At 68.9% G+C, this 13,372-nt stretch carries 17 protein-coding genes and 1 pseudogene; 11 read left to right on the forward strand and 7 right to left on the reverse strand.

What is annotated here, in order from left to right:
• The 4 genes from ABZ904_RS48135 to ABZ904_RS48150 all read left to right on the forward strand — a co-directional run.
• A partial coding sequence (locus ABZ904_RS48135) for a hypothetical protein (RefSeq protein ID WP_361830478.1) occupies positions 1 to 189 on the forward strand: 189 nt, incomplete at its 5' end.
• Positions 190 to 206: 17 nt separating this feature from the next.
• Positions 207 to 350: a hypothetical protein gene (locus tag ABZ904_RS48140; protein WP_361006143.1), complete on the forward strand. Its 144-nt coding sequence runs from the start codon at positions 207 to 209 to the stop codon at positions 348 to 350.
• A 301-nt stretch (positions 351 to 651) separates the two neighbouring features.
• Entirely contained in the window at positions 652 to 912 is a 261-nt protein-coding gene (locus ABZ904_RS48145) for a hypothetical protein (protein ID WP_361830480.1), read from the forward strand.
• Positions 888 to 1,214 (forward strand): hypothetical protein, encoded by a 327-nt coding sequence (locus ABZ904_RS48150; RefSeq protein WP_361830482.1) that lies wholly within the window; start codon positions 888 to 890, stop codon positions 1,212 to 1,214. The genes ABZ904_RS48145 and ABZ904_RS48150 overlap by 25 nt, the downstream gene beginning before the upstream one ends.
• Before the next feature lie 671 nt (positions 1,215 to 1,885).
• Here the strand turns inward: ABZ904_RS48150 and ABZ904_RS48155 are convergent.
• Positions 1,886 to 2,200, reverse strand: coding sequence for a hypothetical protein (locus ABZ904_RS48155; RefSeq protein WP_361830483.1), 315 nt, complete (start codon positions 2,198 to 2,200; stop codon positions 1,886 to 1,888).
• Positions 2,201 to 2,425: 225 nt separating this feature from the next.
• On the opposite strand from ABZ904_RS48155, the gene ABZ904_RS48160 reads away from it, so the two are divergent.
• Positions 2,426 to 2,998 carry a GNAT family protein gene (locus ABZ904_RS48160; RefSeq protein WP_361830484.1) on the forward strand — a complete coding sequence of 191 codons (573 nt, stop codon included), beginning with the start codon at positions 2,426 to 2,428 and terminating at the stop codon, positions 2,996 to 2,998.
• 208 nt (positions 2,999 to 3,206) lie between these two features.
• A complete protein-coding gene (locus ABZ904_RS48165; RefSeq protein ID WP_361830485.1) occupies positions 3,207 to 3,506 on the forward strand; it encodes a hypothetical protein in 300 nt (99 codons plus the stop codon).
• Between the two features lie 92 nt (positions 3,507 to 3,598).
• Here the strand turns inward: ABZ904_RS48165 and ABZ904_RS48170 are convergent, their stop codons facing one another.
• The 3 genes from ABZ904_RS48170 to ABZ904_RS48180 all read right to left on the reverse strand — a co-directional run bounded on the left by ABZ904_RS48170 (position 3,599) and on the right by ABZ904_RS48180 (position 6,979).
• A complete protein-coding gene (locus ABZ904_RS48170; protein WP_359411600.1) occupies positions 3,599 to 4,045 on the reverse strand; it encodes a hypothetical protein in 447 nt (148 codons plus the stop codon).
• Positions 4,046 to 4,103: 58 nt separating this feature from the next.
• Positions 4,104 to 5,279 (reverse strand): hypothetical protein, encoded by a 1,176-nt coding sequence (locus tag ABZ904_RS48175; protein ID WP_361830486.1) that lies wholly within the window; start codon positions 5,277 to 5,279, stop codon positions 4,104 to 4,106.
• Between the two features lie 326 nt (positions 5,280 to 5,605).
• Positions 5,606 to 6,979 carry an NACHT domain-containing protein gene (locus ABZ904_RS48180; RefSeq protein ID WP_361830488.1) on the reverse strand — a complete coding sequence of 458 codons (1,374 nt, stop codon included), beginning with the start codon at positions 6,977 to 6,979 and terminating at the stop codon, positions 5,606 to 5,608.
• Between the two features lie 244 nt (positions 6,980 to 7,223).
• Between ABZ904_RS48180 and ABZ904_RS48185 the strand changes: the two genes are divergently transcribed.
• Positions 7,224 to 8,429, forward strand: a complete 1,206-nt coding sequence (locus ABZ904_RS48185) for an IS110 family transposase (RefSeq protein WP_361830490.1) — start codon at positions 7,224 to 7,226, stop codon at positions 8,427 to 8,429.
• 311 nt (positions 8,430 to 8,740) lie between these two features.
• On the opposite strand, the gene ABZ904_RS48190 is transcribed toward ABZ904_RS48185, so the two are convergent.
• Complete coding sequence (locus ABZ904_RS48190; protein ID WP_359411609.1) at positions 8,741 to 9,184, reverse strand: hypothetical protein; 444 nt, start codon at positions 9,182 to 9,184, stop codon at positions 8,741 to 8,743.
• A gap of 61 nt (positions 9,185 to 9,245) precedes the next feature.
• On the opposite strand from ABZ904_RS48190, the gene ABZ904_RS48195 reads away from it, so the two are divergent.
• The 3 genes from ABZ904_RS48195 to ABZ904_RS48205 all read left to right on the forward strand — a co-directional run bounded on the left by ABZ904_RS48195 (position 9,246) and on the right by ABZ904_RS48205 (position 10,725).
• Positions 9,246 to 9,965, forward strand: a complete 720-nt coding sequence (locus ABZ904_RS48195; protein ID WP_361830492.1) for a hypothetical protein — start codon at positions 9,246 to 9,248, stop codon at positions 9,963 to 9,965.
• Positions 9,966 to 10,043: 78 nt separating this feature from the next.
• Positions 10,044 to 10,409, forward strand: a complete 366-nt coding sequence (locus ABZ904_RS48200) for a hypothetical protein (protein WP_359411615.1) — start codon at positions 10,044 to 10,046, stop codon at positions 10,407 to 10,409.
• A gap of 106 nt (positions 10,410 to 10,515) precedes the next feature.
• Positions 10,516 to 10,725 carry a hypothetical protein gene (locus tag ABZ904_RS48205; protein WP_359411618.1) on the forward strand — a complete coding sequence of 70 codons (210 nt, stop codon included), beginning with the start codon at positions 10,516 to 10,518 and terminating at the stop codon, positions 10,723 to 10,725.
• 71 nt (positions 10,726 to 10,796) lie between these two features.
• On the opposite strand, the pseudogene ABZ904_RS48210 reads toward ABZ904_RS48205, so the two are convergent.
• Positions 10,797 to 11,327: pseudogene (locus ABZ904_RS48210) on the reverse strand (IS630 family transposase); the annotation flags it as partial.
• 188 nt (positions 11,328 to 11,515) lie between these two features.
• Here ABZ904_RS48210 and ABZ904_RS48215 point away from each other — a divergent pair.
• On the forward strand, positions 11,516 to 12,493 hold the full coding sequence (locus ABZ904_RS48215) for an integrase core domain-containing protein (protein WP_361830495.1): 978 nt from the start codon (positions 11,516 to 11,518) through the stop codon (positions 12,491 to 12,493).
• 66 nt (positions 12,494 to 12,559) lie between these two features.
• Here the strand turns inward: ABZ904_RS48215 and egtD are convergent.
• A partial coding sequence (gene egtD / locus ABZ904_RS48220; RefSeq protein WP_361830497.1) for an L-histidine N(alpha)-methyltransferase occupies positions 12,560 to 13,372 on the reverse strand: 813 nt, incomplete at its 5' end.

The raw sequence follows: 13,372 nt of genomic DNA on the forward strand, positions 1-13,372 counted from the left end.
CACGACGGCGTGGCCAAGTGCCACCGCGGCGTCGACCACCTGGGCGCGCACTGCGGGTCCAGCGAGGCCGGAAGCGAGTACACGTGGCCGAACCAAGGGGGAACACCCCGCGCACCTCGTAGGGCGGCCGCCACGGCGCGCCACAAGCTGCGCCGGGCGTGCACGCTCCGCCGGTCATCACCCAACTGACCGGAAGGACCCCCCCGATGCTGAGCAAGCTCGGACTGTCCCGTCGTGGCCTCGTGGTCCTGGTGGCCGCGGTCGCCGTGGCGTTCGCCGTCGGCGTCCTGATGGGCGGGGCATCGTCGACACGGGGGTGGGCGGCACCCCCGGCCCGCGGTCGACCGTGACGCGTACGCCGACGACCACCCCGTCGAAGCCCTCGTCTCCGTCGCCGACGCCGCCTGCGCCGACCAGCGCGGTCCCCACCCCGACCCCGACCCCGAGCGACGTGCCGACCGGCCCTGCACCGTCCAGCCCGTGCAACATGTTCGATCCCGAATGCTCGAGCGGCTCCGGAGGTGCCGGAGGCACGCAGGGCCCGTAGCCTGGCACCTGGACACACCCACCCGTGCCCCGGCCGTCACCTGACGTCCGAGGCGTGCCTCATGTCGGCATCCGCACGTCGGTGTCCGCCCGTAAGGTGCGGGCATGACCGACTCCGCCCCGCTCACCGACAGCCAGACCGACCAGCTCGTGACCGCGCTCCGGACCGGTCAGAGCGTGGACGCCGCGGCAACCATCCTGGGCCTGGAGTTGTCCGCGGTGTGGGCCAGGGCGCGCACCGACACCAGGCTGACGATCGCCCTGGCCGGCCGGACCCCGAGACGGGCGACGAGCGGGCCAGGGTCGCGCGGGCCGACTACCTGCGGCTCCTGGCGCTCGGTGTGGCCCCGACCCGGGCGCAGCTGATCATGGGCTCCGGGCACCCGGGTTCATGGCGCGGTGACGATCCCGCGTTCGCGCAGGCCTGCGACGCGGTCTCCGCGGCGGCCGCCCCGTACGGGTACACGGGGATGACCCGCCTCACCACGGAACGGGTGGCCCGGTTCCTGCAGGCGCTGAGCCAGCCCGAGACGACGGTCCTCGCGGCCGCGGCCGCCGTAGGGGTCACCCAAGCGGCGATCTACCAGCGGCGAAGGCGCGACGCGGAGTTCGCCGTCGCCATGGACAAGGCGCGGGCCGCTGCCGCCCAGGAGACCAGCCGCGTGTGACGCGGGCGCGGCTGCTTCGTTTGGTCTGGTGGCGCGTCTGGTCCGGCTCCCTCACTTGGACCGTCGCGCCCTTCGAGGGGCCCCGTCACCCGGGTGCGGGGCCCCTCGAAAGAGCCGTCACCGTGTCCGGACCACGGTGACCACCCCGTGCCTGGTGCTCCCCGCCAGCACCTAAACGACCGGCCGTCCACGGCGAGCACCTGGTAGAGATCCCCCTCGAGGGTTCGGCCATGCCTGGCCGCGCTCGAGCCGGCCAGCCGCTCACCGATGCGCGTGGCGAGGACGCTCGTCAGCCACTGTGACAGGGCGACGCGTCCGTCGCGGAGTCGTACGGCCAGGGCGTGCGGGCGGGCTTGCGGGCCGGTGAAGCCGACGACGACCCCGTCGAGAGTGTCCGCGTGCCGCTGCTTCCGCCAGATGCGCCAGTTGCCGCGGTACGGGCCCGCCTCGTGCTTCCACACCAGGCCCTCGATGCCCCGATCCCGCAGGACCTCGTACCAGAAGGCTGCGACGTCCCGGTCATTGGTCGCGGCCACGGCCTGCAGGGGCGGCCCCAGGCCCTCGAGGAGCTCGAGGAGCAATGCGCGTCTTTGCAGGTAGGACAGGTGGCGGACGTCGCCGTGGTCACGATGCTGCAGGACGTCGAACGCCGCATACGAGGAGGGGTGGAGCTAGGCGAGCGCTCGAGCACGGGCCGGGCGTGAGGCGCTGCGGGACTGCGCGGCAGAGAAGTCGACGCGGCCGCCGACGTACACGACTGCCTCACCGTCGAGGACCGTGGCGGCACGGAGTTCCATGGCGGGGACGGCCAGGTCCATCCACTGGCTCGTGACGTCGCGGCCGGCTCGAGTGTGCAGGCGCACCGTGTCCGGCAGACGCCAGATGGCCACCCGGTGACCGTCGAACTGAGGCTCCGCCCACCATCCCGACCCCGTAGGTGGGGAGGTCACGGACTCGGCCAGGGCGAGCGGCGCGGGGTACTCCACGAGCCCACCTTGCGCCCGCGTGTTCAATCACCCGCGGTAGCGCGCTCACACCCCCCACTACCGGTAGTTTGGAAGGCGCCGTATGCGGATGGCCGCTGACTGGCGACTCCCTGACCTGGTCCGGTGCGAGGTTGGCGCCGCCGTTCCTCGTGAGTTCCCGCTGCGTCCCCTCCGAACGGGCACGCAGCGGGCACGCCCGCCAGCAGTCCTGACTAAGATCACGCGATGGCCGAAGAGATCTTCTTTGCCCACGGACCACAGGTGGCTGTCCGGCGCATCGCCTTGCGTGACTACGAAGAGATCACCGATCTCACTCGTGAGAGCGCCGAACTCCACCACCCGTGGGTCCCAACCCGGGAGACGCCCCCGGAAGCCTTCCGGGACTACATCGCAAGGTTCGATCAACCTACCCATGAAGGCTTCGTGGTCTGTTCGCGGGAAACGGGCGCGATCGTCGGCGGAATCAACATCAACAACATCGTCCGCGGCACCATCCAAAGCGGGGCCCTCGGCTATGTCGCCTACGCGTCCACCGCGGGGCGTGGCTACATGACCCAGGGGTTGCGGCTGGTCGTAGAGTTCGCCTTCACCGAGCTCGGGCTGCATCGGCTGGAAGCCAACATCCAGCCAGCCAATGAGTCGTCCATCCGCCTAGTCAGACGACTGGGGTTCCAGCGTGAGGGCTACTCTCCTCACCTCCAGTTCCTGGATGGCGCCTGGCGCGGGCACGAACGCTGGGCCCTAACGGTTGAAATGACTGGCACGCAGACGCCTGACGCGTCCGTGAGGTCGGTGTAGCGACTTGGCCGGGAGTTTCAATGACTCAGTCCAGCGCCGCCGCGCTCGGGTCCTGGAGCCCTAGTTTGGAAGACGGGTGATATGAGTGTGGGCTGACCTGCGAAACGTCTGACCTAGCCTGGGCCCCACCGGTGCCGCCGTTCCCCCTGAGTCCCCGCTGTTCCCCGGTCGATCGGGCACGTAGCGGGCACGCGCTACTCTCGGGATCATGGCGATCCTGGTGTCCGGCCCTAGCTTGGTCGAGGTCCTCGACCGGCTCGATGAAGTGCCGGACGACGCGACTCTGCATGCGACGAAGCCCTGGTCCCCTGCCTCACCAACCTCCGTCTCAGATGACGACTGCCCGCCTACCGGTTTCGCTTACCCGCTCGAAGCTGGGCTTGCGCGTGAAGTGATCGCGGTCTGGTCGCGGTGGAGGGACGGCGCGCAGCCCACGGGTCAGCAGAAGTGCGAGGCTGTGCTCTACTACGCGACGCATGACGCGTATCTTCCTCAAGGCATCGATTAGATGTTCTGGAAGTGATGGCCCAAGCCTCTCAGGTGCGGCGGCTCACCGCGGCTGCCCCTGTGACCAACGTGGATGCCGGGACTAATCACCTGTCAACGTCGGTTCGCCTCGGACGGCCCAGAGACGGCCCCGGGCGGTTGTTGAGAGCCGCCGTAGACCCACAGGGTGGGCAACGGCTGCTGCCAAGTACCGGCTAGTTCAGTGAGTGCCTCGCGTGCCAGCTGGCGCACCTTGAGCCACCCTGTGTCGGCCGTCAGCGCCTCATACGTCCACCTGGAAGCCTGCTCCGCCCCGCTCATCGCGTCGAGAATCTCGTCAATGCGTGCGAGGCGCGACTCCATGGCGACGTCGATACGACCAGCCTCGGCGAGGACCACGATGGCGCTCCGCGCGTTCTCGAAGTCCAACGCCAAGTCGTCGGTTTCGAGCCGGTACTTGTTGAGCCATGCCGTCTGATCCCTGGCGTCCACAGCGAGCATCGTGAGTGTCTCGGTCAGGTACTTCCACGCGCCTGCTTCGGACAGCCTCTGCTCACTCATTTCGCCCCCTTGGCGCCCATTGGACCACGCGGTCGGCGCAGCGACTTTGGCCGCAGCCTCAATCACGAGCTGACCCAAGGGGGTCGGCGGCTAGTTGTTCTTGCAGTCGGGCGTGCCGGAACTGGTACACGGCCCCGGCCTGACGGAGGACACCCCTGCGGTGGGCGTCGTCGAGGAAAGCCATAAGCCGCCAGGGCAGCCTGCCAGCCGCGCACAGCCACAGCCGGGTGGTGAGCAGCCAACCCCAGGCGCTCAGACCGATCGTGAGCGGGCCGACTGGGGCCCAGACAAGCCATAGAGCCAAGTAGTACCGGTAGGGCTCGGCCAAGAGATCGCCAGTGATCAGTACCAGGAGGACGCCAGATCCGAGCACGGTCAAGGAGAAGCCTCGGGCAATGACGGCCGCCCGGTCGGCCCTGAGGCTGGCCAGAGGGCTGGAGGTGCGAGCTGTGTCGGCTGGTGACACCAGCAGGTAGAACAGCCCAGCCGCGGCGCTGCTGATCACGGCGAGGCCATAGCCAACTTGCAGGCCGAAGGCGGACGACTCGGTAAAGAGCTGCTCGGGGGCGGCGGTGTAGATCCAGTCCTCGATGCGTGGAGGCAAAGGGAAGTCGTAGTCAGAACTGTCCTTGAGGACGGCACCACTCGGCAGCTTCAAGGAAGAATATTGGTCATGCATGTCTCTATCGAATTCGATCGACCCAAAGAGGGAGGTGCATCGGAGCCTGTACCTACCGCAACCCACCGCCTCGGAGACTTCGGCCAATGTCCCCGGGGTTGCAGAGTCTCCGGCGACGACGACGTGCACCGGGCCGCGAGTGCGCGCATATTTGACGCCATTCGGGAGTCGACCGAGAAGCCAGCCGTCCGCAGTGGTGGCATAGCGCGTGCCATCGGGCCGTTCGTGCAGCACGGCACCGGCAGGAAACTCGCGCAGGCTCGCCCTGGCCGCAAGGGTGGTCCCCTGAGCCAGGCCGAAAGCGGCACCCAAACAGATACCGGCGAGCAAGCCGTAGGCCATCCCTTGAACCAGAGCCCGGCCCGCCTGGCGATTCCGCCGTGCAGCCTGGCCGCGCCCTTGCGCCGGGACACGGACTTTCCACAGCAACCGCACCATCAGCAGGCCGACCACCACGCCGGCTGCAATCAAGACCAGCAGCGTCCTCGCGCCACTTTCCCCGAAGGCGAGGAACGCGGCAGCAGGTAGCAGCACGCCTACCACCACCGTCAGCACGCGGAGCAGGAGAAGGCCAACCGCCGCGCCCCTACGGGACAGTGCAGCGGGAAATGGGTCCCGGGTAGCGCCAAGAACGGCAAGTACAGGCGCGACGGCCAGCCCGGCTGCTACCGCGTATGCCAGGCCGCCCGGACCTGACCAACTCGGCCCGTCAGAAAATAGATATTTCGGAGGTCAGCAAGTTGCCTACGGTGCCCGCAAGGACACCTGCGGGCACCGCCACCGCTGCCAGCATCATCGCGCGTGCCACCGGCCTTCGCCGTGGCCGCCTCGGAGCTGTGGTGCGCGTGGTGTCCTGGGACAACACCAAATATCCGATGCACTCACCGGCAACGGAGGCTCCCATCACCTCGGCCGCTACTGCCGCGTGACCGAAGCCGGCGGCTATCTCCGCGGATGCGACTACTGTCACGCCTCCCAGGAGGAGGATCGGCGCGAGTTGGCGCAGCGGCCACGGTAGTAGCAGGCGCAGGTGCCACCAGGCGAGGTCGCGTGTCTGCTGGTGTTGCAAGTGGCGGGCGAGGAAGCCGAGCCAGCGCCGGGCGTGCTCGCCGTTGACGGAAGGGGCGTCGCGGGATGCGGCGGGTACGAAGGCGTCCAGGAGGTGCTGTTCCAGGACGGCCACGTCGTGGAAGCGGGGCGAGGAGTTCGGCGGGGTCCTCTTCGGTGTCGTCGTAGGCGGCGCGGGCCATCGCCACCATCAGCGGGCTGGTGAGCACCTGGCGCAGCGCCCGGGCCGCCGGCTCGTCGGGATGGGAGCGCAGCCAGTCGAGGACCGGGTCCCAGCGGGTCGTGCGTTGCCCGTTGGCGCCCCGGGTGGGGCGGGCGGTGCGCCGCAGGCAGGCGCTGACGTCCTCGATGGGGAGGGGCTGCAGTTCGACCACTGCGGCTGCGGTGAAGACGTCCCCGTGCTCGACGACGTCGGCGTACTCCTGGGTGCGGCAGGTCAGCAGAACCGGGGCGTCGGCGTCAAGCTCGGCGTTGAGCCGCTGTATCGCGTGCGCCTGCATGGGTGCGGGGATCTCGTCGAGACCGTCGAGGACGGGCAGGATGCGGCCGGCGGTCAGCAGCTCACGTCCCCAGGTGGCGCCGGGGTAGGTGGCGGTCAGCGAGGCCGTCATCCACTCCTGCAGGCTTTGATGGTCTGGCAGCCAGTTGGACAGGGGGAACAGGACGGGGACGGCGTCTTGGGGCTGGCGGTGCTCGAGCAGGTCCAGGGTGAAGCGCACTGCCAGCACGGTCTTGCCGCTTCCCGGCTCGCCCAGCACCACCAGCCGCCTGGACGGCACTTGGGCGAATGCCTCGGTGATCTGCTCGAGCCGGGCGCTCAGGTCTTCCGGGCCGCCGATGTTCTCTCGGTGATCGGACAGCCACGGGTCGGCCGACGCCCAGCCAACTTGCAGCGGGGCCGGGTCCTGCAGCCGCCGCAGCCGCCACTCCGCCTGCCACTGCTCCTGGACAACGGCGGCCAGTTGCCCGGTGAGCCGGTCGATCCGCTCCTGCGGCGACCGCCTGCCGTCTTCCGTGGTTCCTTCGCGCAGCAGGCTCATGGCCAGGCCCGTCATGGACAGCCCAAACCCGAGGACAGCCGTTAACGGCTCGGTCTTTCCAAGATCCCCGTTCCTGTCCGCCACAAGGAAGACCACGCCCGTGACGAGCACCGCCGCCACCCAGATGCCATGCCGCCAGTACCGCATCCCGCGGCCCCCGTTACCTTTTTCGTGGCCCCGGGCTCGGGGCTCCCGGCCTCCGGGCCCGGCATGACTTTTGCCCCCTGTCGACCATGACCCGGGGGGTGGTGTCACCGGGCCGGGAGGCACCGGTCGACCGCTGATAGGGGCACGAGCGCCAGCCCGTCTGGCAAGGCTCTGCGTAACGTGGTTGCCGGCAGCTGGTGCCACGTCGAGGCCGGGGCGGTATGACCTTCCCTGGAGGAAGTACGTGATCGACATCAGCGGCATCGGCGTCTATCTCGGGCTGGACGTCGGCAAGGGCGAACACCACGCTCACGGCATGCAACCTGACGGGAAGACCGTGCTCGACAAGCCGCTGCCCAACAGCGAGCCGAGGCTGCGGGCCATGCTGGACAAGCTCAGTGCGAAGTACGGCACCGTGCTCGTGGTCGTCGACCAGCCCGCCTCGATCGGCGCCCTGCCGCTGGCGGTCGCCCGCGACGCGGGCTGCAAGGTCGCCTATCTGCCCGGCCTGACGATGCGGCGGATCGCAGACCTCTACCCGGGCGAGGGCAAGACCGATGCCCGCGACGCGGCGATCATCGCGGACGCCGCCCGCACCATGCCGCACACGCTCCGCTCCATCGAGCTGGACGACGAGACCATCGCCGAACTGCATATGATCGTGGGCTTCGACGACGACCTGGCGGGCGAGGTCACCCGGGTCGCGAACAGGCTGCGGGGCCTGCTGACCCAGATCCACCCCTCGCTGGAGCGGGTGCTCGGCCCGCGCATCCAGCACCCGGCCGTGCTCTGGCTGCTGGAGCGCTTCGGCTCGCCCAAGGCGATCCGCAAGGCCGGCCGCCGCCAGCTGATTACCATCCTGCGGCCCAAGGCCCCGCGCATGGCCGAGCGCCTGGTCGAGGACATCTTCACCGCGCTCGACGAGCAGACAGTCATCGTCCCGGGCACGGATGCGGCCGCAGTGATCGTGCCCAAGCTCGCCGCCAACCTCACCTCGCTGCTGGACCAGCGAAAACAACTCGCCTCCACCATCGAGGAACTGCTGGAGGCCCACCCTCTTTCCGAGCTCCTGACGTCGATGCCGGGGATAGGCGTCAGGACCGGAGCCAGGATCCTCATCGACGTCGGTGACGGATCCGCCTTCCCCACCGCCGGCCACCTCGCCGCCTACGCGGGCCTGGCCCCCGTCACCCGCAGATCCGGATCCTCCATCCGCGGCGAGAGTCCGTCCCGCCGCGGCAACAAGCACCTCAAACGGGCCTTCTTCCTCTCCGCGTTCGCGGCCCTGGCCGACCCCGCGTCCAGGGCCTACTACGAGCGGAAGAAGGCCGAGAGCAAGCGGCACAAGCAGGCCCTGATGTGTCTCGCCCGCCGCCGCGTCGACGTGCTGTTCGCCATGCTCCGCGACGGCACCTTCTTCGAACCACACCCCATCCCCCAAACCGCCTGAACCACTACAGAACAGCCGCCCCACCCCTTGACGAAAGAGATAGGGGCACCCCCCCGGCCCCCTGGATTTCCCCTGCCCAGACAATACGTGCCGCCACAGTGCCCGGGAACGAGAGAACGCGGACGAGTGCCCGCGATTACCGGGCGCAACGCCGTTACATCGCGAGCTGACCACCAGGCTCGGATTGCGCTCGACCGGCGAGTTGGTCGAGCAACGGCAGGCCGATCCGGAACACCACGATGAGGAACATGCTGAGGACCGTGAACAGTCCGTATTCGCTTGTCCGGACGGTGGTTTCGGGCATCGTCCGCTTACCGCGGCGTCCCATTGCAGTCGACGTGCTCGCCATCGGCGGCCCGGTGGGGCTCGACGCAATCGGCGTGTGCCTCTTCGGGGTCGGCTGCGGCGGCGTGCTGGGCGAGGAAGGCGCCAGCGTAGGGGGCGGCCTCGGTACGGCTTGCGTACGGTTCTTCGGCCTGGCCGCTCGTGCCGTCGGCTCCGGTGGCCTCCCACACGTATCCGCGTTCTTGCGGGAGTTGCCTGATCTCGGCGATGCCGTCGCCGAGCTCCAGTTCAAAGGGCTCGGAACCGTCCGAGAGGTCAGTCGGCTTGCGTGCGGCGCCGGGCCAGCGGACCGGGCGGCCTGCTTGGTCACGCCCCAGGCGGCTCCAAGGTGGACGTACTTCGACGACGGCACGGTCATCTCTGCGGCCGACATCGAGGTGACGCCGTACGGGCGGCGTGGCCGTGACCAAGAGGGCCCGGTGACCGTTCTCACCCTCACCACCACTCGCCGCAAGGCCACGGAGACACCTGATGATCATGACCGATGACCGGCCCCGTCTGACGACCCCGACCGGCGGGGCGGAATCCAAGCCGGAAAGGCCCCTGAACTGGCACGGTCACCCCTACGTGTGGGCGTGGAACGTGTGCCTGGGGGCGACCAACCCTACCTTCATCGAGGGCGAGTGCCTGGCCGCCGACCTGGCCGGGGCCCCGGCGGACGCGGTGTACAAGGACGAGCGGGACGAGTGGATCACCGTCGGCATGATCGTTCATGTGGACCGGCAGCAGCGGGTGCGCGAGTACGCCCAGGCGCTCATCAAGTGGGAGGCGGCGCTGAAGGCGTACCGGAGCAGGCCGGTGGTGCGGCCGCTGCGGGAGGCCAAGCAGTCGGAGGGCGGGCCGGAGCGGGGCGGGGAGGAGTTCGAGTACTGCATCGCTTTCACTCCTTCAACCATCACGGGTGTGGTGAGGGCGCGCAGTCTGCGCGAGGCGTACGCGAAGCTGACGTCCGGGGAGCAGTTCTCTCCCAGCGGCTACGGCGTCCTCGATCTGACGGGCCCGGACGGAGTCATGTGGCACGTCGGGTTCGACTCGACCAAGAGCCGGATCATCGGCACGAACGACCCCTACATCACCGAGGCGCCCACGCCCGGGGAGGAGGAGCCGACCGGGCCGGACACCCCGCCGGCGCCGGCCGTCCCCGGGACGGGACGCGGCGTGATCCGCGTCAAGCGCCGGCCCCAGTCGTAACCGCACCGCCCCCTGTACGGCCCGCCCCTCACGACGGGGGGACGGGCCTTTTTCATGCCTGGAGAAAGGAAGATCCCTGTGAGCGAGCCGACCGAGGGCGGCAAGTACGCGGCGCTCCCCGTGAAGGAGTCCGACAGCAAGTACCCGCTGACGCACATGGCCATCGCCGTGCACCTCGGCGTCACCGAGTACACCGAGGACAACGTCGAGGAGTGCAAGCGCCGGGCCAAGGCGTTCATCGCCCTGCACGAGCGGCTGGGCAAGCAGCCGCTGTACCTGGCTGACGGGCTCTCCTTCAAGGCCGACTACGTCAACGACGCGTTCATTCGCCTCCACCTGGGGCAGCGGGTGAACTTCGGCTATAGGACGGCGAAGCAGTTCGACGAGCACCTGCTCAACATCGAGGCCAGCCTGACCGGCACGCTCCGCTCTCCTACCGGCTGATCACGTTCCTCGGCGCTCCGCTTCTGGGCAAGCCGCACCGGATCTATCAGGAGGTCGACGACCTGCACCGCTCCGAGTCCCGGCGGGTGGAGGTCTGGACGGGCACATGCTGTGGCGGGAGGACGGCTACAACGGTGTGGGTCCGGCCGAGGACGAGCACACCGAGACCGAGAGCGTTCCGGGGCTGGCCGTCATCAACGAGCGGCGCAACCCGCGGGCGGAGACGATCACGGCGGAGCGGTTCGAGGAGCTGCGGGAGCGGGCCGGCAACGGCCTGTGCCAGTGGATCACCAAGCTCACAGGGCAATACAACTAGACCGCCGCGGCGGCCGTGCAGGCCGTCCGGCCATGGAGCGACCGCTGACACGCCCACCTCCCGTAGGGGAGCTAGTCTTCTGAGTCAGGAATTCTGTTCAGATAACTGGCGAGGCGTTCGAGGATCTCGTCTGCAGTCTTGGTCCACACGTAGGGCGTGGGGTCGGTGTTCCATGTGTCGATCCAGGTGCGGATGTCCTTCTCCAGTGCGTGGACTGTTCTGTGGACGCCGCGTCGTATCTGCTTGTTGGTCAGCTCGGCGAACCAGCGTTCCACCAGGTTGAGCCAGGACGACCCGGTGGGTGTGAAGTGCAGGTGGAAGCGAGGGTGGACCAGCAGCCAGGTCTTGATGGCCGGGGTTTTGTGGGTGGCGTAGTTGTCCAGCACCAGATGCACATCCAGGCCCCACGGGCTCTCCTGGTCGAGCTTGATCAGGAACTTCTTGAACTCCTCGGCCCGGTGCCGGCGGTGCAGGGAACCGATCACCTTCCCGGTGGCCACCTCGAGTGCGGCGAACAGCGTGGTGGTGCCGGCCCGCACGTAGTCGTGGGTGACCCGCTGCGGGACACCCGGCATCATCGGAAGCACCGGCTGCGAGCGATCGTACCCACCGTCGAGGGAGCACGAGTGGCGTTGAACAGCTCTCCCGTCGCGCCGGCCCTCAGCACGCTGGTCCGCTGGCACCATCTCTGCGTGATCGTTTCGCTGGTGTACAAGGTGACCCGGAAGCTTCTGTCCGTACCGGCGGTGCGGCCGCGCCGCGACACACCTCCAAGGACGCCGAGCTGCTCGTGCTACGGCACGAGAACGCGGTGCTGCGTCGGCAGTTGAAGGGCCCGGTCCGCTACGAGCCCGCGGACCTGTTCTGGTTCGCGGCGCTGTCCGCGCAGATACCCCGGCCGCCTTGGCGCACGGTCTTCCCGGTCACCCCCGGCACGCTCCTGACCTGGCACCGCCGGCACATCGCCGCCAAGTGGGACTACAGCAGGCGGCGCTCGCGAACCGGACGACCGCCAACCAGGGAGGCGATCAGGAAGCTCATCCTTCGTCTGGCACGGGAGAACCCCAGATGGGGGCACAGAAGGATCCAGGGCGAGCCGGCCCGGCTCGGCCACCCCATCGCCGCCTCCACGGTCTGGGAAATCCTCCCCGCCGCGGGCGTCGACCCGACCCCGCGCCGCTCCGGCCCCACCAGGCGCGAGTTCCTCACCACCGCCTGCGACTTCCCGCGCATCGACACCGCGCTGGGCAGCAGGCTGTACGCGCTGGCGTTCCTCGAGCACGGCACCCGCCGGCTCCATATCACCGGCGTCACCGCCCACCCGACCCGGGCCTGGGCCGTCCAACAGGCACAAAATCTCGCCGCCGACCTGGGCACGCGCTTGGAGTCACTGCGGTTCCTGCTGCACGACCGCGATGACAAGTACGGCGAGGCCTTCGACGCGATACTCGCAGCCGAAGAGATGGAAATCCTCAAGAGCGCGCCGCGGGTGCCGCGGATGAATGCCCACTGCGAGAGGATCATCAGTAGCATCCGGCGTGAGGCCCTCGATCACGTCCTCATCATGGGCGAGGCCCACACACGACAGGTCTTGGCCACCTACAAGAAGCACCACAACACGCATCGGCCCCATCGGGCCCGGGATCTGGGCGGTGGAGTCGAGCTGCAGACCGTTGGTGCCGTGCTGGGCGGGGATCTCGAAGCAGTAGGTGCTGGTGGCGGTGGTGTCGCGGTGCGCACGGCCATGCCACCGCCCGGCAGCACGTAGTAGCGGGTTCCCTTCGCACCGCTGGCGGCGGTGCGAAGGGTGAGCTGTCCCCTCCGCGCGGCTCGGTCAGCGCGCCACGCTCAGCGACAGCGCGAACCTGCCCTCCGTGTCCGTCCACCAGTGGGTCAACGCCAGTCTCGCTGCGGCGAGTTCACGACGTATGCCGTCCTTGCGGAACTTCGCCGACACCTCGGTGCGCATTTCCTCGCCGCGTATGAAGTCCACCGCCAGGTCGAGGGCGGGGACCTTCACGGTCTGCGCCCTGAGCGCCCGCAGCCGCATCTCGATCCACTCGTTCTCGGGGTCCCACAGGGCCACATGGGCGAACGCGCCGGGGTCGAAGTCGGCCCCCAGCTCACGGTTGACGACGGTCAGCACGTTCTTGTTGAACTCGGCCGTCACCCCGGCCGCGTCGTCGTACGCCGCCACCAGCACCGACTCGTCCTTGACCAGGTCGGTGCCGAGCAGCAGGGCGTCTTTGGGCGCCAGGAGCGAGCGTACGGACGTCAGGAACGCCGCTCGCTCGTCCGGCACCAGGTTGCCGATGGTGCCGCCCAGGAACGCCACCAGGCGCGGCCCGGGTGTGTCCGGCAGCTCCAGGCCGGCGGTGAAGTCGGCGATGAGCGCGTGGACGTTCAGCCCGGGCCGTTCGGGGATCAGGGCATGGCCGGCCTGGGTGAGCGCGCTCTGGCTCACATCGACCGGCACGTAGGTGTCGAGGCCGGTCAGCGCGTTAAGCAGGTACCGGGTCTTCTCGGACGAGCCGGAGCCCAGCTCCACCAGAGTGGCCGCGCCGGTCGCGGACGCGATCTCCCCGGCGCGGCCGATCAGGATCTCCCGCTCGGCGCGCGTGGGGTAGTACTCGGGCAGTTCGGTGAT

The organism is Streptomyces sp. NPDC046900 (assembly GCF_040644975.1).
Classification (GTDB): Bacteria; Actinomycetota; Actinomycetes; order Streptomycetales; family Streptomycetaceae; genus Streptomyces.